A 17815-nucleotide genomic window follows, 5' to 3' on the forward strand; every position below is an offset into this window, starting at 1 on the left:
GAACGGGCCGTCAGGGCGATCTTTGGAGCTCGGTCGTCGGCTTCCGGTTCTTGGCGATTGGGGCTTCGCCAGGGAAAAGAATTTTATCGCAACCTAATAAATAGCATGTTATCTTTTTCGCCATGCCCAAGCAAGACCCGGATCGTGCCAGATTTGGCCAACTGGTTATATCAGTCGCAAGGCTTTGGCGGCGCGCGGCCGACAAGGCGCTCGACGATTGCGGTCTGTCGCATGCCACCGCCATGCCACTGGTGATGCTGTCGCGGCTGGGTGACAATCGGCGCCAGGGTGTCCTCGCCGATCATCTCGGTTTCGAAGGGCCGTCCCTGGTGCGCATCGTCGACCTGCTGGTCGAGGAGGGGCTGGTGACGCGCACCGAGGATGCCGCCGACAGGCGGGCCAAGATCCTGTCGCTCACCGATGCGGGGCGCGGCCGTGTGACCGAGATCGAGCGCCTGCTGGCGGTGCTGCGCGCCGATCTGCTCAGTGATGTCGGTGACGACGAGCTGAAAGGGGCGCTGCTGCTGCTCGGCCGGCTGGAGACGAAGCTGAGCGGGCCGGATAGCGAATAGATTTCAGACCAGCGGCTTCAGTTCCTGCGCGATCGTGGGCAGCAGTTCCGACACGGTGGGGTGGATGTGCACCGCGCGGGCCAGAGTGTCGACGGACGCCTTGGCGTACATCAGGTCGAGCACGCAATGCACCGCCTCGTCGCCGCCCGGGCCGAGCACCGAGCAGCCGAGGATCTCGCGCGTGTCGGCATCGACAAGGATCTTCATGAACCCTTGCGTTTCGCCCTTTTCGACGGCACGGCCGACGCGCGTCATCGGCCGCTGGCCGACCAGCGCGCGGCGTCCGGATTTCCTTACGGCTGCCTCGGTCATGCCGCAGCGGCCGAGCGGCGGGTCGATGTAGAGCGCGTAAGCCTCGATGCGGTCGCTGACCTTGCGCGGATCATTGTCGAGCAGATTGGCGGCGACGATCTCGTAGTCGTTGTAGGAGGTATGGGTGAAAGCGCCCTTGCCGTTGCAGTCGCCCATCGCCCAGATGCCTGGCACGCTGGTGCGCAGCTGATCGTCGACGATGACGAAGCCACGCCTGTCAACCGCGACGCCGGCTTTGTCGAGGCCAAGATCGTCGGTGTTGGGGGTGCGTCCCAGCGCCAGCAGAACGTGAGAACCGACGGCCGGCTGCTTGCCGGCCGAGAAGGTCACCGCGATGTCGTTGCCTCGCTTGGCGAAGCCGATGCCGTCGGCGCCGGCATGGACCGCGATGCCTTCGTTCTCGAGGATCGACAGGATGGTGGCCGAGACGTCTTCGTCCTCGCGGCCGGTCAGGCGCGGGCTCTTCTCGATGACGGTGACGTCAGAGCCGAAACGACGGAACATCTGCGCGAATTCGAGCGAGATGTAGCTGCCGCCGACGACGATGAGATGGCGTGGCAGCACGTCGAGATCCATCATCGAGGAATTGGTCAGGTAGTCGATGTCGTTAATGCCGGGCAGGTCAGGCACCGAGGCACGGCCGCCGGTGTTCAGGAAGATCTTTTCGGCGGTCAGAACCTCGTCGCCGACGCGCACCGTGTTGGCGGATTCGAAGCGCGCATGGCCGCGATAGAGCGTGCAGCCTTTCATGCCGGCGATCCATGTTTCCAGATTGCCGCGGGCGTCGTTGGTCACCTTGTCCTTGCGCGCCTTGATCCGTTGATAATCCACACCGACAGGGCCACCGAGCGTGACGCCATAGTCGGCGGCACGCCTCGCCAGATGCGCGGCATAGGCGCTGGCGACCATGGTCTTGGTCGGCATGCAGCCCGTGTTGACGCAGGTGCCGCCGACCAGCTTGCGCTCGATCAGCGCCACGCTCATGCCAGCGGCGGCCAGGTGGCCCGCCAATGGCGACCCCGCCTGGCCGGCGCCGATGATGATGGCGTCGAAGGTCTTTGCGTTTAGGCTCTGGGCCGTCATGCCACCGCCGCCACGATCAGCAGGCCGCCGATGATCGCCACCGCGTCCTCGATGAAGGCGGCGGGCGGATCGTTGCCGAAGGCCGCCGCCAGCCGGCCGCGCGCTTCGGCGCCGCCCAACGTGCCGATGACCGCGCCGATGGCGCCGGCGATCAGGCCGCCTATGGTGGAACCGCCGGTCGCACCGATCACCGCGCCGCTGAAAGCACCAAGCAGGATGCGGGGACCGAACTGCTGCGGCACCTTGCGGCTTGGCGTCGACGGCAGCTGGTCGGCGACGAGCTCGACGATGGCCAGGATGGTGAAGATGCCGACGGCCGCCCAATGGCTCATGAAGCTCGCCCAGGTGCCGGCAACCGGCAGCCAGCCGAGATAGGCGCCCCAGGCGACGGCCGCCGGCGCGGTCATGGCGCGCAGGCCGGCAATGACGCCGATCAGAAGTGCAAGAAGCAAGAGCATGTTGATCCCCTCGATCATCGGCCAGAACGGCCTCGAAACGGCAGGCTACCATAGGTCCGATATTTGATCAGTACTCGGATTGATGCTTTTGTGCCGGCCGAACTCATGCATTTCAAAGACGTCGATGGGAGACCACGCCATGGCCAGAAGCGAGCGCGCGAAGATGGCGGCCGGCGAATGGTACACTTGCCTCGACGACGAGTTGGAGGCGCTGCGCGTCACGGCGCGCGAAGCCGTGTTCGAGCACAATTCATTGCCGCCAAAGCAGCGCGGCAATCTCGGGCCAGGCCTGAAGGCATTGCTCGGCGGGGTGGGCGAGGGCGCCCGCATCGAGGCGCCGTTCCACTGCGCCTATGGCTTCAACATCGTTCTCGATGATGGCGTCTTCCTCAATGCCGGCTGCATCATACTCGACACGGCAAGCGTGCGCATCGGCAAGGGAACGCTGCTTGGCCCCAATGTGCAGATCTATTGCGCCGAGCACCACAAGGAAGCCGCTGGGCGACAGGCGGGGCTTGAGATCGCCAGGCCGGTCGGGATCGGTGCCCATGCCTGGATCGGCGGCAGCGCCATCATCCTTGGCGGCGTCAGCATCGGTGAAGGCGCCATCGTCGGCGCCGGTGCCGTGGTGACGCGCGATGTGCCCGCGAACGAGACGGTGGTCGGCAATCCGGCGCGACCGGTCAAGCGTCGTTGACGTACACCGCGGGAAACCGGATCGTTGCCTCAAAACCATCCTGCCGGCCGGATGCTGGCGAGTTCACAGGACCAGCGTCGCATCGATCTGTTGCAGGATCTTGTTGACGATGGCCAATCCGAGGCCCGACCCCTCCGCACGAGTCGCGCCGCGTTCGTACCGTTTTGACCAAGCTCTCCGGGGCGGGAACCACCGGACCTTGGTTGATCACACTGAGCCGGGCGTCCTCGTCGATGCGCACGACAACCTCGCCGATGCCTGGTGGGGCGTGGCCTGGGTCGAGGACACGCACAAGATCCTGGGCAATGGTATTCTGGTGCTGATCGGGCTTCATGTCGGCGGCGTGCTGCTGGCCAGCCTGCGTCATCACGAGACTCTGGTTCGCGCCATGATCACGGGCGCAAGCGTGCGCCATCGTCGCAAGACGTTGCCTGATCCAGGCGGTTGGAATGCAAAGGCGCCGTATCGATACGGCGCCTTTGCCGTTCAGGATGAAAGGACGTGCGCCACGCGCGTGCCCTGATCGGCCCGCCTGGAAAACTCCCGCCGGTATTGCGCCGGCGATGTCCTCAGCCTCGCGGCGAAATGCTGGCGCAGCGATGTGGCGCTGCCGAAGCCGGCCTCGAAGGCCACGACATCCATCGATTTCTCCGTGGCTTCCAGCAACCGCTGCGCCAGTTCGATGCGCTGGCTGGTCAGCCAATCGCCAAAACTGGTGCCGATCGATTTCTGGAAGCGGCGGGTGAAGGTGCGCCGAGTGAGGCCGGCCAATTCGGCGACGCTGTCGAGGCTGTGCGTTTCGCCGAGCGTCGCGCGCACCGCGTCAAGCGCCTGGGTGAAGCGGTCGGCATTCGCGCTTCTTGCCACGGGGCGTTCGATGAACTGCGCCTGCCCGCCCTGCCGGTGCGGTGAGAGCACGACGTGCCGGGCGAGCCGCAGTGCCGCCTCCGCGCCATAGCGGGCACGCACGATATGCAGGCAGCAATCCAACCCGGCCGCGACCCCGGCGGAAGTGACGATATCGCCGTCATCGACATAGAGCACATCGGCATCGACCGAGATGTCGGGATGCAAGGCCTGCAACTGGTCCGTATAGGCCCAATGCGTGGTCGCCTTCCGGCCCGATAGCAGGCCGGCCGCGGCAATGGCAAAGGTGCCGAGGCACAGGCCGACGATCAACGCCCCGCGCCGGTGCGCGCGGCACAGCGCTTCTTTGATCGGCCTGGCCAGCGGGGCTTCGAGATCCTTCCAGCTCGGGATGATGACGATGTCGGCGTCGTCGAGCGCGGAGAGTCCATGTGGGACAAGGATACTCAGCCCGGCATCCGTCTCGATCATACCTGCCTCGGCCCCGCAGACGCGAAAATCAAAGCGCGGCAGGCCAAGTCTGGTGCGGTCGGCGCCGAACACCAGGCAAGGCACGGAGAGATGGAACGGACTGATGCCGTCGAAGGCGAGGACGGCAATGATCGGGGCGGTCATGGGCGTTTCCAGTGTGGGAAGCCTGATTGTCCCAATTCTTTCGAATGATGTCAATCGGGCCACTTTTGGCCGCTTGTCGACCGGTCTAATTTCAGCCCATCGCATTCAAGCCGGAAGGAAAACACCATGTCCGACAGAGCCAACACCACACCGCGCCGCGCACTCGTCGTCGTGGATGTCCAGAACGACTACGATGGCGGCAACCTGGCTATCCAGCATCCGCCGTTTCGCGACAGCGTCGTCAATGTCGCGCGCGCAATGGACGCCGCGGCCGCCGCCGGCATCAAGGTGGTTGTCATCAAGCAGATGGCCCCCGAGACGTCACCGATCTTCGCCAAGGGCAGCCATGGCGGCGAACTGCATCCGGAGATCGCCAGGCGCGGCCGCGACCATTATGTCGAGAAGATGCTGCCCTCGGCGTTCACCGGCACGGACCTCGAGGACTGGCTGCGCGCCAATGCCATCGATACGATCACGGTCGTCGGCTACATGACGCATAATTGCGACCTGTCGACCATCATCCACGCCGTGCATATGGGGTTTGCCGTCGAGTTCCTGTCCGATGCGACAGGCTCGGTTCCCTATGCCAACAGCGCCGGCTATGCCTCGGCCGAGGAGATCCACCGCGTGGTCACGATCATTCTGCAGTCGCGCTTCGCCGCGGTGCTGAAGACCGCCGAATGGGCCGAGTGCCTGAAGACCGGTGTCCTCCCGGAGCGCGACACGATCCACGCCTCCAATCAGCGGGCGCTGGCGCGCAACGCCGCGTAGGACTATCCGCAAACAAAAAGGGCGCCGCATAGCCGCGGCGCCCTTTGCGATTTCGAATTGAAGGATTTTAGAACAAGCCTTCGATCTGGCCGGCCTCGTTGAGGAAGATCTTTTCCGAGGACGGCGCCTTGGGCAGGCCGGGCATGGTCATGACCTCGCCGCAGATGATGACGACGAAGCCGGCACCCGCCGAAAGCCTGACCTCGCGGACCGGCACGGTGTGGCCGGTCGGCGCGCCGCGCAGGTTCGGGTCGGTCGAGAAGGAGTACTGGGTCTTGGCCATGCAGACCGGCAGATTGCCGTAGCCGGCGTCTTCCCAGGCCTTGAGCTGGTCGCGCACCGACTTGTCGGCGATCGCCTCCGAGCCGCGATAGATGCGCTGGACGATGGTGTTGATCTTCTCGAACAGCGGCATGGCATCGGGATAGAGCGGCGCGAACTGCGAGGCACCGGATTCGGCAAGCGCCACCACCTTGTTGGCGAGGTCCTCGATGCCGGCCGAGCCCTTGGCCCAATGCTTGCACAGGATCGCCTCTTCGCCCATCGAGGCGACGTAGTCCTTCATCGCCTGGATTTCGGCGTCGGTATCGGAATAGAAGTGGTTGATGGCAACCACCGCCGGCACGCCGAACTGCCTGATGTTCTCGATGTGACGGCCGAGATTGGCGCAACCCTTCTTCACCGCCTCGATGTTTTCCTTGCCGAGGTCTTCCTTCTTGACGCCGCCATTCATCTTCATGGCGCGCACGGTGGCCACGATGACGGCCGCCGCCGGCTTGAGGCCGGCCTTGCGGCACTTGATGTCGAAGAATTTCTCGGCGCCAAGGTCGGCGCCGAAACCGGCTTCGGTGACGACATAGTCGGCGAGCTTCAGCGCCGTCGTGGTGGCGACGACCGAGTTGCACCCATGCGCGATGTTGGCGAACGGGCCGCCATGGACGAAGGCCGGGTTGTTCTCCAGCGTCTGCACCAGGTTCGGCTGCATGGCGTCCTTCAGAAGCACGGCCATGGCGCCGTCGGCCTTGAGGTCCCGGGCATAGACCGGCGACTTGTCGCGGCGGTAGGCGACGATGATGTCGCCGAGGCGCTTCTCAAGGTCCTTCAGGTCGGTGGCAAGGCACAGGATCGCCATGACTTCCGAAGCGACGGTGATGTCGAAGCCGGCCTCGCGCGGGAAACCGTTGGCGACGCCGCCGAGCGAGCAGATGATCTCGCGAAGCGCCCGGTCGTTCATGTCCATGACGCGGCGCCACACCACGCGGCGGGTGTCGATGCCGAGCTCATTGCCCCAGTAGATGTGGTTGTCGATCAGCGCCGAAAGCAGATTGTGCGCGGTGGTGATGGCATGGAAGTCGCCGGTGAAATGGAGGTTCATGTCCTCCATCGGCACCACCTGTGCGTAGCCGCCGCCCGCGGCACCGCCCTTGACGCCGAAATTCGGGCCAAGCGAGGCTTCGCGTATGCAGACGATCGCCTTCTTGCCGATGCGGTTGAGGCCGTCGCCGAGGCCGACCGTGGTGGTGGTCTTGCCTTCGCCGGCCGGGGTCGGGTTGATAGCGGTGACCAGGATCAGCTTGCCGTCCTTGTTGCCCTTCACCGACTTTATGAACTCGGCCGATATCTTGGCCTTGTCGTGGCCATAGGGCAGCAGGTGCTCGGTCGGGATGCCGATCTTCTGGCCGATCTCCTGGATCTGCTTTTTCTTGGCGGCGCGCGCGATCTCGATGTCGGACTTCACTTCGGCCATAACGGCTTTCCTCTGGATTGGACGGTGGAGGGGACGGGGTTGATCTCTATCGCAAGCAGGTTTGAACCGGGAGCGCGGGCATGTTCTAACCCTGTCGCTGCCGTGGCGTCAACTTTCATGCAACTATGTTTCCTATAGAGAAAATTCCTCTGCGGTCGGCCGACCTGCTCTCGGTTCCTTCTGGCTCCGCTTGCCGCGCCGTATAGAAGCCAGAGCAGGGGCGCTTCCGCCGTCTCAAAACAGCCGCACAATGCACGGAATGCGACAGAAGCGACGGCGCAAATTCGCCATCGCCGGGCGAACGCTACTGTGTCAGCACGTTGCTGATTTCGACCATGTTGGAGCGCACGCGCAGGATGTAGAAGCCCATCGTCGTCAGATGCGTGGGCAGCAGCCAGCCATCCTCGCGGCCATTGGCGATGATGAAGGGCTGGATGCGCAGGGCCGAGACGAATTGCGCGTCCATCGTGTCCCACAGGCTCTGCAGGTGCTTTTCCTTGATGACGTCCTCGAAATCGGCCTGGGCGCCCTTCATCAGTCCGTAGTAGGCATATAGCTGGCCGTAGGCGAACCAGTAACGGTCGTCGGCGCGGGTGTCGAACCAGCCATTGTTGTGGTTCTCGGCGCGCTCCTTGAGGATGGCCGAGGTGGAGCCGATGTCCGAAGCGATGCGGTCGATATACTGCTTCAGATTGTCGGCGCGGGCATCGAAGGTGGCCTGGCAGGTGGCCAGCCGTGCGTTGAACGAGCGCAGCTTGCGCACCGCGTCACGATAATAGCTCGGCGTCGGCGTCTTCGGACCGAACGGGCTCACGCCGAAATACCAGGTGTATTCGTCGAACTGCAGATTGCCGCGCGCATCCTGCAGGTCGGCATCGATCTGCGAGGTCGTGCGCACGCGGCCGAGATTGTCGGCAAGCTCGGTCGCCGTGCGCCGCACCGCCTGGTTGATGCCACGCTGGAACGAGGCCTTGTTGTCCATCCACGGCGTGTTGTCCCAGTCGATGCCGAACAGGCCAAGCTTGTAGAGGATCATCGACGAGATCCAGGCATTCTGGTTGACGTTGAAGTCGGTCAGGTCCGCCGCCACCTGGGCGATGCCCGAGTTGCCGCAAGTCTTGGCCGTGTCGGTGCCGGTGCCCGCGGCCACCTGCTCACCGGCGGAAACATTGCGCTTCTCGAAAGTGTAGGTGTCCGGATAGTCGGGGTTGAAATTGTTCCACCACTGGGTGGCGTAGAAGAAGTTGGCGTAGAGGCCGATCAAGACCAGCAGGGCCAGGCCGACCATCGCCTTGAGGATCCAGCCGCGCTGCGCGTACCAGCGCCCGGCCCACAGGAACGGCCACAGGATGACGCCGATCAAAAGGCCGATGCCGCGGCCGATCCATTGGAAAATCCGGACGAAGAAGTTCACGATCGGATCGAGCATGGCTGTGTCACCCCTCAGCATGATGCCAAAAAGTTGCAGACTTTTTGGATGACATCATGCGCCAAAACAATAAGTCAGAACGAAATGACGGGTTCATTTCGTTCTAGTCAGTCAGGCCGTAGAGGCGTGTGCGAAACGCCACCTTGTCCTTCAAATATGTGGTTTTCAGAACGTCCACAACATGCGATCGCCAGGCGTCGCTGAAGCCCTCATAGTCCTTGTAGAAGCCCTGCTTGTTGAAGATATAGCGCGAGACGAAGTCGGTCGGCACGAAATCCGAGATCAGCCGGTTGGTCAGCCAGGCGTCGGGATGGTCCGGCTTGGCACGGATCACCAGGAAGCGCTGTTGCGGGAACACATCCTCGATCTTGAGATGGCCAAGCTGGGCGATTTCGCGCTTGGCGGCGTTGAGGAAGGGAAAGTTGCCGTCCCTGGTGATCAGGTCTGCGTGGCTCTGGATCCAGGTCTGCAGCAAGACCTTGTCGACATCGGTCAGATTGCGGTTCGGCTCGGCGTCGCGAATCAGCGCACGCACCACCATCTCAGCCCGGTGCTCGAGATAGCCGGACGCCTCGATCCAGGAGGCGCGCGGCAACTCGATGCGGCCGGTGCTGGCCAGGAACTTGAACACCTTGTCGGCGTCGTTGATCGAGAGATAGCTCACCTGCCACGGCCGCGAGCGGCGGAAGCCCGGCGCGGCGGGATCGCTGATCACCGTCGTCATGTCGGGATCGACGAACACGTAGAGCCCGCCAAAATGGCTGGTCCAGTAGGCGTTGTGGCGGAAGATCACCTGGTCGGGCACCAGCGCGTTCTCGCGGATATCGCCGCAGACCTTCGCCAGGTCCACCATGCGGGTCAGCATGGCATTGTCGCGCCAGGCATCCGGCTCCTGCTTCAGCCGGTCGACCAGCTTGCCGAGTTCGGCGGCCTTGCCCAGCACATCCTCCGCCGACAGCACCTTGAACTCGACCTGGTTGATCGACAGCAAGTCCTCAATGTCGTTGACCTTGGGAACGGAGTCTTCGATCTCGCCGTAGATGACGTCCTTGATGGTCAGCGCGTCGATGGCACGCTGGTTCTTGGACATGAACTCGAACATCAGCTGCGAGGTGTTGGAGAAGGCGGTGTGCACCACCGGCAGGTCGATCTGCGACGGCGTCAGGATGATGAAGCGGCGATTGACCTCGTTGGGGTCGAGATAATCATAGTCGCCGCATTCCTCGGCCACTTCGGGCGAGAAGCCCGTGCGGTCGATCTGGAAACTCTTCAGCCTGGTCGGCTTGAGGCCGAAGGCGGCCAGCGCTTTGTTGTAGCGCTGGATGAGATGCGGCTCGTCGACGGGCAGCAGCCGGCCGTAGATCAGCTCGTTGTCGCGAAGGAGGTCGGGTTTTTTGCTCACCTTTCCTTCTCCCCGCTTACGGGGAGAAGGTGCCCGAAGGACGGATGAGGGGCGCGGTCTTCCCTTCTCCCCTTGTGGGAGAAGGTGGATCGGCGCGTAGCGCCGAGACGGATGAGGGGTGCGCCACAGAGTACCGTCGGCGCCAAGCTGGAACACCCCTCATCCGTCGCCTTCGGCGACACCTTCTCCCACAAGGGGAGAAGGGAAGGCGGGCTCACCTCACGCATTCCACAGCCCCTTCTTCTTCATCTCCTCCATCTCGCGCGCGGCTCGTTCGCGCAGGCGGGCGTCGCGCAGCAGCTTTTCCACGGCGGCGTCGTCGGACTTGTCGGAATAGCGGAACTCGCTGTCGGCGTAGCGGTTGATCTCCTGCATGACCATGTCCATCGAGAACGGACCGCGCAGTTCCTCGATCATGGCCTTCTTCTCGTCGTAGCCCTTGTGCATGAAGGCTTCCGGCTTCTCGAACCAGTCGTCGGGAAGCTCGATGTCCATGGCGCGCATCTTGATGGCGTCGGTGACGTTCTTGATGGCGCGGCCGGTGAAGCGTGGCTCGGCATCCTTGATCAGGTGCAAGTAGGTGCCGATGTCGGCCATCGTCTTGGGCGCGCCATTTTCCTTCATGTAGCGCTCATAGACCTTCATCAGCCCGTCTTCCCGCGGCTTCTCGTGTTCCTCATAAGCCTCGGTAACGGCGCGCTGGATCTCCTGCGCGGCGTAGAGTTCGTGATCGCCGAGCGGTATCTTGTGGTTCTTGCCGGCGAGCAGCACGAAAATGTCGATATAGTCGTCGCGGGTCTGCGGTCCGTCGACCAGCCAGCGGGCGCCGGCGCGCTGGCGCAGCGCATCATCGACGTTTTCGGGATAGTTGGAGAACATGCCGAACGAGCAGTTGCCGCGCACCACCGTAGCCGCGCCGGCGAAGGCATCCATCAAGACGCCGGTGATCTCCTGCTGGCCGGCCGAGGCGCGGTCGTCGGAGCGGCGTGCCGCCACCTGGTCGATGTCGTCTATGGTGCCGAAGCCGATGACGCGCGGGTTCAAGACATTGTTGATGAACTGGCGGCAGTTCTGGCCTGACTTGCCCTGGTAGGACGAGATCTGGTCGACGCCGAAATTCTCATAGGCGAAAGGATAGCCGGCGACCTGGCAGTAGCCGTTGACGAGACCGGCGATCATCTGGATAAGCGTCGTCTTGCCGGTGCCGGGCGCGCCGTCGCCGATGAAGGTGAACAGGAAGCCGCCGAGCTCGACGAACGGGTTCAGCTCGCGCTCGAAATCATAGGCCATCAGCATCTTGGCAAGCTTGACCGACTGGTACTTGGCGATGTGGTTGCCGACGACCTCTTCGGGCTTCTTGAAGGTCATCACCAGCGGCTTGGAGCGCTTGCCCGGCGCGACGTCGAAGCCGTCGAGGGTGAAGTCGTCGGCGTCGATGCGGATATGGGCGTTCTCGAACGGGCCGATGCCGTCGAAGCGGCCTTTGCGGGCCAGCAACCCGTCGATGGCGACGCGGGCGAAGGCGCGTGCCCGCGTCACCAGGTCGGCATCGTCCTTCGAGCCCGCTATCGCCTTGTCGAGGCCGGCCAGGATCGACTTCACCGCATCCTGCGGCGTGTCGAACAGAAAATCCGGCTCGGGGATGTCGTTGGGCGCCTCGCCGTCGCTGTCGATAAGCTGGAACAGATAGGAGGCGAGGCTGAAAGCCGAGATGTAGGCCGAGGCCGACAGGAGTTTCTTGAAGGCCGACGCCTCGTCGCCCTCGAGCGGGGCGCGGGTGTTTTTCGCCTGCAGGCTTTCGAGGTCTGACCCCTCGGCGAAGACATCCGATATGGCGAGCGCGATTGCCGCGCCGCGCCGGGCGCGGAACAGAAGCGTATGCTGCGGGATGGTGAGCAACTGGTCGTCGGGATGGACGGCGCCAACGGTCTTCGACAGCTCGACCTCGCGCGTGCGGCGCACCGAGCCGACCGAGACGGTGGAGACGAAGCGGCGGTTGGTGCCGGCCAATGCCGTGCCGGATTCGCGCGAAGGATCCTCCAGCACGACGATGCGGGTGATGAAGCTCTGCGCGGTGGCGCGGTGCTTCTCGATCGCCGCTTCCGGGATGGTGGTCAGGCCGGTGTCCATGAAGGATGCTCCGTGGTGTTACGGTCAGACGTCTGAGATGACCTGCCCATTGGACAGGATGTGAACCTTGTAGCCGCCGAAGATCTTCTGTGCCTCGCCGGCGGCGTAGAGCGCCTGGTAGGCCTCGTGCGGGATCAGCGCGTGGTTCTCGTAACTCGACACGCCCTGGCGCGCGGCTTCCAGGTCATCGGTGTTGATGAAGAATTCCTGCGTCGTCTTTTCGCTGGAAAACAGCCCCTTGCGGCCGGGCTTCTCGCCCTTGGAGTAGACCTCCTGGATGGTCCAGGTCAGCAGCCAGGCGTTTTCCGGCTTGCGCACCTTGGCCAGCACTTCCGTCACCGTCGAATTGTTGTCGGTAATGCCCGCGGAATAGAAAGGGCCGAGCACGACGCGGCGCAACTGCTTGGGGTGCAGGGGTTCGAAATCCTTGTCGAGATTGACCGCGATCGTCGCCGGCGACAGCGTGTAGGCGGAATTCTTTTCGGTGAAATCATCGAAACGGTGCGCAAGCTCGGGGTTGAGCAGGCCGTCGACCGGCAGCGGGATGTCGACCTTTTCGTTGAGCTTGCCGTCTCGGTCGACGAGCTGGCGGATCATGCTTTCAGAAGAATCCTCCACCGTCACCATGTAGACCAGCGGCAGGTTGGCGCTGCCGTCGAAGGTGGCCCAATGGACGAGATAATAGGGCCGTGCCGTCTTCGGATTGACAGAGACCTTGGCGGTCTGCGCCAGCGTGAAGGGACCGAAGGTCTGCTCGCTCCTGACGTCCTCGAGGTAGAGCCGCTCGGCCATCGACTTCTGCAACGCTTCGGGGAATTCCTTGTGGCGCAGGATGAAGTCGGCCATCTCCTCACGCAGCTCGCCGGCCAGCGGGATGTTGGCAAGGCGTGCATCAGCCTGCCGGCGGTCGTTCTCCAGTTCGAGCAGGTTCTGGAACACCGGGAAACCGCTTTCGGCGCGCGAAATGCGGAATGTGTCCATGAAGCCCAGCCGGTTGCGCCAGCAGGAGAAGGACTTGTCGAGCCGGGCGATATATTCGGCAACGATCTTGGCGACGATGCCATGCCGGTAGAGCGGCGAGCGGTCGTCGCGCATGAACACTTCAAGGCCGCTGAGCGCGGCCGTTATTGCCGAGAAATACCGCGCCGCCGCGTCGTTTTCGGGGGTCATGCTGTCAGCCCTGGGATTGTCGCACCGGTGCGCGCGGCAATTATGACTGCACGTAGTTGGCCGAATTGTGCTTCTTCAGCACCTCGTCGAAGCGGCGGGCAAAGGCGTCGTCGGCGAGCTTCTTGCGGCGCTGGATATCGGCGCTGGCGACCATGTTCTTCTCATGCATCTCGAGCAGGTCGCCGATGTGCTTCTGCGAGGCGGCACCGATGCCGGCCATGGTTTCTTCCGCCGTGTTGTCGACCTGACTGCCCAGCGTGTTGATCTTGTGGGCGACGTCCTGCTGGGCCGCGGTCTTCAGCGAATCTTCCAGCGCCTTGTAGAGCACGATGCGCTGCTCGGTATCGATGGTCAGCTTGTTGATCAGCGTCGACTGCGCGGCGATCTGGTTGTTGAGCGAATCGACGAAGGTCTGGAACATCGAGGTATAGCGCTCCAGCGTCTGGCTTTCGGCGAGCAGTTCCTGCTCCTTGGCCTGCTTCTCATTGTATTCGGTGGCGAGCTTGGAGCGTTCACCCTCGAGCTGCGTGCGGTCCTTCTGGCTGGTCGAGGCGGCGATCTTGTTCTCGATGTCGAGCAGCATCGGGTTGAGTTCCTCGATGCGCTTCTGCACGGCTTCGAGGTTGGTCATGGTGGTCTTGCGGCGCTCGATCACCTGCGACAGGCTCGTCTCGGAAGTCTTGTAGCGCTGGTCGAGAACCTCTTTCTGCGCCTTCAGGATGCCGACGATGGTGTCGGACTTGGCGAGAAGTTCCTGCAGGTTGCCGGCCAGCGACATGTTGCGCACGCGGTCAGTGCGCAGGCGCTGTTTGCGCTGGCTGGAGAAGACGCCGACGAAGTTCTCCCAGCCGGTATAGTTCTTCATGCTCTCGAACTCGGCGCCAAAGACGTTGGTGGCGTCCTCAAGGCCAATGATCAGGTCGGCGATGTTGCCTTCCATCACCTTCTGCTGCTTCAGCACATCCTCGATGCGGGCGTTCTCGATGTCGAAATTGGCGTCGCCGATCTTCTTGTCGGCGGTGGCGAGTGTGTCGAGCACGGTGCCGGACTGCTCGATCTTGGTTCGCATGTCCTGGACGACCTGCTTGGTCTTGGCAATTTCGGCGTCGAAATTCTGCAATGTCGCCATAGGGGCCTCCCGCATCGGCTTCCGGTCGCTGGTTGCGAACAGCGGCGAATATATGTGGGGCTTCCGGGGATTGAAAGACGTGAAGACAAGGGTCGCATGAAAACAAAGGAATCCGCCAAGGCCTTGAAAGACAATGCAGGTGGGGTCATGGCGTGATTAGCCGGTCCGTCGGGGCTGGTTCAACTGCCATTGAACTTTCATGCCGCTAAAACAGTCGGCCCCCAACGACGCGGAAATGCTGAATTCGAAAGGGGATTGGACCGGTTGCAGGCAAACAGATCGATGCGGTCGCGCGCGCCGGCGCGCGCTCAGGGCTTCGGATCGGCCTTCAGATAGGCAATGACATTGGCGATGTCGTCGTCATTGGCCAGGCCGCCAAAAGCCATTTTGTTGCCGGGAACCTTGAGCTTGGGAGCCTTGAGATATTCGGCAAGATTGGCCTCGTCCCAGACGAGACCAGCAGCGCCCGCACCCTTCATCGCTTCGGAATAATGGCCAAGGAAGCTCTCGGCTGTACCGGCGGTGCGGCCGACCACACCCATGAGGTGCGGGCCGACCTTGTCGCGGTCGCTGGCCGCTTCGTGACAGGCTATGCACCGGTTGAAGACGTGCTTGCCCTGCACGGGGTCGCCGCCGGCATGGGCGGCAATGGAGGTGGCAAGCAGAAGAAGGCTGGCTTTGGAAACGGCTCGAAGCATGGCTGACCCCGAAGAGCTTGGCTGACGGCCTTATAGGACCGAGGCCTTAACAAACGCTGCATCGTGGCGGGTTGGCAAGGCGGACCTTCGGCCGATCTCCCGCGACCGGAGGATGACTCAGGCCTGCGCCAGATCGCGGCGCAGGAAGTCGTGCAGCCGATCGACCGCCGGTGTCGTTGACAGCGGGTTGCGCAGGATGCCTATTTCGAGATCCGGCAGCACTGGAAGACCTTCATTGCCGCCGATGATGCGCAGCGACGGCGGCACGCTGCGCTGCGCCAAACCGGCGACCGCCAGGCCGGCCTGCACGACCGCGACCAGGCCCAGCAGCGAGGCGCTGGAATAGGTGCAACGGTAGGCGCGATCGGCATCGCCAAGCGCCTGCAGGACACTCATCCTGGCGGCGCAGCCCGGCTCGAACAAAGCGACGGGCAAGGGATCGGTCTGCCAGGCGACGTGGTTGGGCGAGGCGACCCAGACGAAGCGTTCCAGCCGGATCACGTCAAGCGGCTGCTCCGGCAGCCGGGTGACGATCGCCAGATCGAGCCGCCCCTCCGCCAGGGTCTTCACCAGTGCGGTCGACTGTTCGCAGATCAGTTCCGCCGTCACCAGCGGGTGATCCTCGGCGAAGCGTGACAGGACGGGCGGCAGCAGGAATGCGGCATAGTCGTCCGGCACGCCAAGGCGCACGCTGCCTGTCTCCTTTGGCCGGGTGACGCTCGCCCATGCCTCGTCCGACAATTTCAGCAGCCGGCGCGCATAGATCACGAAATCCTCGCCGATCGCGTTCGGCGTGACGGTTCGGGGACCGCGAACCAGAAGCTGGTTGCCGACCATCTCCTCCAGCCGCTGCATCTGCATGCTGACGGCTGACTGGCTGCGGCCAACACGCGGCGCGGCACTGGACAGGCTGCCGCTCTCGACGACGGCGACGAAGGTTTTCAAGAGGTTGAGGTCAAGTGGAGCGGCCATAGTGCTATCAGCATATCGAATAGCTTGCTCCAAATCTATTCGCTTGTTTGAAAGCTGTATTCCTGGCCAGATAGGGCGTGCGCTTGAGGAAACGTCGATGAAGGACCTGCCAACTTCCCGTTTTCCAGCTGCGAGCCTCGCCTTTGCGATGACGATCGCCGGCACGGTCGGCGCCTTCGTCACGGAATCGGGATTGCACCCCGTCACCGTCGTCTTCTGGCGATGCGTGTTCGGCGCCGCGTTCCTCGGCACTTGGTGCCTTCTGCGTGGCTATCTGCCGGACCGCACCCTGTCCTTGTCCCGCCTCGCGCTGGCAGCGCTTGCCGGGGCCTGCATGGTGCTGAGCTGGACGGCCTTCTTCGCCGGCTTCGCCATGACGTCGATCGCCACGACGACGATCGTCTATCACGTCCAGCCCTTCTTCGTGGTTATCATCGGGGTGGTCTTCCTGAAGGAGCGTATCTCGCTCGACCAGATGCTGTGGATGCTCGGCGCGTTCCTTGGCGTCGTGCTGGCCAGCGGTCTTTTGGTCTCGCATGCGCAAGCCAGCACGGCATGGGCGCTGGGCATCGCATTGACGCTGGTCGCCGCGCTGCTCTATGCGGTGGCGACGATCCTCGCCAAGGGTCTGGGCCAGCAGCGCGCCGAGGTCACCGTGCTTTGCCAGACGATCGTCGGACTTGTCATGCTCGCCCCCTTCGCCGGGATCGGCCAGCATGTTCCCGCGCATTCATGGGGCTGGCTGGTCAGCATTGGCGTGCTGCACACCGGTATTGCCTATGTGCTGATGAACTCGGCCTTTCCGCGCCTGACGACGCCGGTGATAGGCATCATCACCTTCATCTATCCGGTCGTTGCCATCATCATCGACTGGGCGATCTATGGGCATCCCCTTGGGCCGGCACAGGCCGCCGGCATGGTACTGATCGCAGTGGCGACGCTTGGTGTCCGGTTGGGCTGGCGGTTCCCGCGACGGCGTGTCTCGGCGGCCTGACGCGGATCGCAGGAAGCATGTTCAGGGTTCCATGAAGCCGATGAAATCGTCGGGCGTGGCGCGGCCCATTTCTTCCTCCCAGTGACGACGGCAGAGCGAGACATAGACGTCCTTGCCGATCGCCACCTGGTCGCCCTGGCGGGCAACCTTGCCGTCGGCGCCGAGGCGCACGACCATCGTTGCCTTGCGGCCGCAACGACAGATGGTGCGCACCTCGCGCAGGTCGTCGGCTATCGCCAGCAGCGCACGCGAGCCGGAAAACAGCTTGCCCTGGAAATCGGTGCGCAGGCCGTAGCACATCACAGGGATGTTCAGCCGGTCGGCAATGCGGGCCAATTGCCAGACCTGCTCCTCCTCAAGGAATTGCGCCTCGTCGACGAAGACGCAATGCACCGTCGTGTGGTCGTGATGCTCGGCGACGCGGGCGAACAGGTCGTCGCCATCGCGAAACATCTCGGCTTCCGTCTCCAGTCCGATGCGCGACGAGATCAGGCCACTGTCGCCCTTGCGGTAATGACCGGCGACGAACAACATCGTGGTCATGCCGCGCTCGCGATAATTGTACGACGCCTGCAGCAACATCGTTGTCTTGCCGGCATTCATCGTTGCGTAGTTGAAGTAGAGCTTGGCCATGCCGCTCTTTTAAGCCGAGTTGCCGCCGCGCGGGGAGGGGCCGCCGCCGCATTCCCCTGAAAAAGCCGGCTCGCCTCCGAAAAGGATGCCGAGCCTCTAAAAAAATACTCGGCACCATATTGGCACCATAAAAGCG

At 63.2% G+C, this 17815-nt stretch carries 17 protein-coding genes; 5 read left to right on the forward strand and 12 right to left on the reverse strand.

Annotated features, from left to right (window positions below; translation table 11 throughout):
• Positions 1-122 precede the first annotated feature (122 nt).
• On the forward strand, positions 123-572 hold the full coding sequence (locus tag EB815_RS11205) for a MarR family winged helix-turn-helix transcriptional regulator (RefSeq protein ID WP_056578077.1): 450 nt from the start codon (positions 123-125) through the stop codon (positions 570-572).
• 3 nt (positions 573-575) lie between these two features.
• On the opposite strand, the gene EB815_RS11210 is transcribed toward EB815_RS11205, so the two are convergent.
• Both EB815_RS11210 and EB815_RS11215 read right to left on the reverse strand, forming a co-directional pair.
• A complete protein-coding gene (locus tag EB815_RS11210) occupies positions 576-1967 on the reverse strand; it encodes an FAD-containing oxidoreductase (protein ID WP_056578075.1) in 1392 nt (463 codons plus the stop codon).
• Positions 1964-2425 carry a hypothetical protein gene (locus EB815_RS11215; RefSeq protein WP_056578363.1) on the reverse strand — a complete coding sequence of 154 codons (462 nt, stop codon included), beginning with the start codon at positions 2423-2425 and terminating at the stop codon, positions 1964-1966. The genes EB815_RS11210 and EB815_RS11215 overlap by 4 nt, the downstream gene beginning before the upstream one ends.
• Before the next feature lie 139 nt (positions 2426-2564).
• Here EB815_RS11215 and EB815_RS11220 point away from each other — a divergent pair, with 139 nt between their 5' ends.
• The gene (locus EB815_RS11220; protein WP_056578073.1) at positions 2565-3122 is read left to right on the forward strand and encodes a sugar O-acetyltransferase; all 558 of its coding nucleotides are present in this window, start codon (positions 2565-2567) and stop codon (positions 3120-3122) included.
• 199 nt (positions 3123-3321) lie between these two features.
• Positions 3322-3645: a cytochrome b/b6 domain-containing protein gene (locus tag EB815_RS34220; RefSeq protein WP_056578072.1), complete on the forward strand. Its 324-nt coding sequence runs from the start codon at positions 3322-3324 to the stop codon at positions 3643-3645.
• Here the strand turns inward: EB815_RS34220 and EB815_RS11230 are convergent.
• Positions 3609-4604, reverse strand: coding sequence for a GlxA family transcriptional regulator (locus tag EB815_RS11230; RefSeq protein ID WP_056578070.1), 996 nt, complete (start codon positions 4602-4604; stop codon positions 3609-3611). The two genes, EB815_RS34220 and EB815_RS11230, sit on opposite strands and share 37 nt — an antisense overlap.
• A gap of 126 nt (positions 4605-4730) precedes the next feature.
• Between EB815_RS11230 and EB815_RS11235 the strand changes: the two genes are divergently transcribed.
• A complete protein-coding gene (locus EB815_RS11235; RefSeq protein WP_056578067.1) occupies positions 4731-5375 on the forward strand; it encodes a cysteine hydrolase family protein in 645 nt (214 codons plus the stop codon).
• 67 nt (positions 5376-5442) lie between these two features.
• Here the strand turns inward: EB815_RS11235 and EB815_RS11240 are convergent, their stop codons facing one another.
• The 8 genes from EB815_RS11240 to EB815_RS11275 all read right to left on the reverse strand — a co-directional run bounded on the left by EB815_RS11240 (position 5443) and on the right by EB815_RS11275 (position 16052).
• Positions 5443-7122: a formate--tetrahydrofolate ligase gene (locus EB815_RS11240; protein ID WP_056578065.1), complete on the reverse strand. Its 1680-nt coding sequence runs from the start codon at positions 7120-7122 to the stop codon at positions 5443-5445.
• 304 nt (positions 7123-7426) lie between these two features.
• A complete protein-coding gene (locus EB815_RS11245; RefSeq protein WP_056578063.1) occupies positions 7427-8551 on the reverse strand; it encodes a DUF2333 family protein in 1125 nt (374 codons plus the stop codon).
• A 103-nt stretch (positions 8552-8654) separates the two neighbouring features.
• Positions 8655-9953: a DUF6638 family protein gene (locus EB815_RS11250; protein ID WP_056578061.1), complete on the reverse strand. Its 1299-nt coding sequence runs from the start codon at positions 9951-9953 to the stop codon at positions 8655-8657.
• 219 nt (positions 9954-10172) lie between these two features.
• Positions 10173-12083 carry an AAA family ATPase gene (locus EB815_RS11255; RefSeq protein WP_056578060.1) on the reverse strand — a complete coding sequence of 637 codons (1911 nt, stop codon included), beginning with the start codon at positions 12081-12083 and terminating at the stop codon, positions 10173-10175.
• Between the two features lie 24 nt (positions 12084-12107).
• A complete protein-coding gene (locus tag EB815_RS11260) occupies positions 12108-13253 on the reverse strand; it encodes a hypothetical protein (RefSeq protein ID WP_056578058.1) in 1146 nt (381 codons plus the stop codon).
• Between the two features lie 40 nt (positions 13254-13293).
• The gene (locus tag EB815_RS11265) at positions 13294-14382 is read right to left on the reverse strand and encodes a hypothetical protein (protein ID WP_056578056.1); all 1089 of its coding nucleotides are present in this window, start codon (positions 14380-14382) and stop codon (positions 13294-13296) included.
• A 308-nt stretch (positions 14383-14690) separates the two neighbouring features.
• Positions 14691-15080, reverse strand: coding sequence for a c-type cytochrome (locus tag EB815_RS11270; RefSeq protein WP_056578053.1), 390 nt, complete (start codon positions 15078-15080; stop codon positions 14691-14693).
• Between the two features lie 117 nt (positions 15081-15197).
• Positions 15198-16052: a LysR substrate-binding domain-containing protein gene (locus tag EB815_RS11275; protein WP_056578052.1), complete on the reverse strand. Its 855-nt coding sequence runs from the start codon at positions 16050-16052 to the stop codon at positions 15198-15200.
• A 97-nt stretch (positions 16053-16149) separates the two neighbouring features.
• Here EB815_RS11275 and EB815_RS11280 point away from each other — a divergent pair, with 97 nt between their 5' ends.
• Positions 16150-17046, forward strand: a complete 897-nt coding sequence (locus tag EB815_RS11280) for a DMT family transporter (RefSeq protein WP_056578050.1) — start codon at positions 16150-16152, stop codon at positions 17044-17046.
• A gap of 21 nt (positions 17047-17067) precedes the next feature.
• Here the strand turns inward: EB815_RS11280 and EB815_RS11285 are convergent, their stop codons facing one another.
• On the reverse strand, positions 17068-17679 hold the full coding sequence (locus EB815_RS11285) for a thymidine kinase (protein WP_056578049.1): 612 nt from the start codon (positions 17677-17679) through the stop codon (positions 17068-17070).
• Positions 17680-17815: the final 136 nt, after the last annotated feature.

The organism is Mesorhizobium loti, from assembly GCF_013170705.1.
Taxonomy (GTDB): Bacteria; Pseudomonadota; Alphaproteobacteria; order Rhizobiales; family Rhizobiaceae; genus Mesorhizobium; species Mesorhizobium loti_D.

Bases quoted from the DNA above. Each gene is read 5' to 3' on its own strand.
- EB815_RS11205 (WP_056578077.1), top strand. From the start codon at position 123: ATGCCCAAGCAAGACCCGGATCGTGCCAGATTTGGCCAACTGGTTATA.
- EB815_RS11210 (WP_056578075.1), bottom strand. From the start codon at position 1,967: ATGACGGCCCAGAGCCTAAACGCAAAGACCTTCGACGCCATCATCATC.
- EB815_RS11215 (WP_056578363.1), bottom strand. From the start codon at position 2,425: ATGCTCTTGCTTCTTGCACTTCTGATCGGCGTCATTGCCGGCCTGCGC.
- EB815_RS11220 (WP_056578073.1), top strand. From the start codon at position 2,565: ATGGCCAGAAGCGAGCGCGCGAAGATGGCGGCCGGCGAATGGTACACT.
- EB815_RS11230 (WP_056578070.1), bottom strand. From the start codon at position 4,604: ATGACCGCCCCGATCATTGCCGTCCTCGCCTTCGACGGCATCAGTCCG.
- EB815_RS11235 (WP_056578067.1), top strand. From the start codon at position 4,731: ATGTCCGACAGAGCCAACACCACACCGCGCCGCGCACTCGTCGTCGTG.
- EB815_RS11240 (WP_056578065.1), bottom strand. From the start codon at position 7,122: ATGGCCGAAGTGAAGTCCGACATCGAGATCGCGCGCGCCGCCAAGAAA.
- EB815_RS11245 (WP_056578063.1), bottom strand. From the start codon at position 8,551: ATGCTCGATCCGATCGTGAACTTCTTCGTCCGGATTTTCCAATGGATC.
- EB815_RS11255 (WP_056578060.1), bottom strand. From the start codon at position 12,083: ATGGACACCGGCCTGACCACCATCCCGGAAGCGGCGATCGAGAAGCAC.
- EB815_RS11260 (WP_056578058.1), bottom strand. From the start codon at position 13,253: ATGACCCCCGAAAACGACGCGGCGGCGCGGTATTTCTCGGCAATAACG.
- EB815_RS11265 (WP_056578056.1), bottom strand. From the start codon at position 14,382: ATGGCGACATTGCAGAATTTCGACGCCGAAATTGCCAAGACCAAGCAG.
- EB815_RS11270 (WP_056578053.1), bottom strand. From the start codon at position 15,080: ATGCTTCGAGCCGTTTCCAAAGCCAGCCTTCTTCTGCTTGCCACCTCC.
- EB815_RS11275 (WP_056578052.1), bottom strand. From the start codon at position 16,052: ATGGCCGCTCCACTTGACCTCAACCTCTTGAAAACCTTCGTCGCCGTC.
- EB815_RS11280 (WP_056578050.1), top strand. From the start codon at position 16,150: ATGAAGGACCTGCCAACTTCCCGTTTTCCAGCTGCGAGCCTCGCCTTT.
- EB815_RS11285 (WP_056578049.1), bottom strand. From the start codon at position 17,679: ATGGCCAAGCTCTACTTCAACTACGCAACGATGAATGCCGGCAAGACA.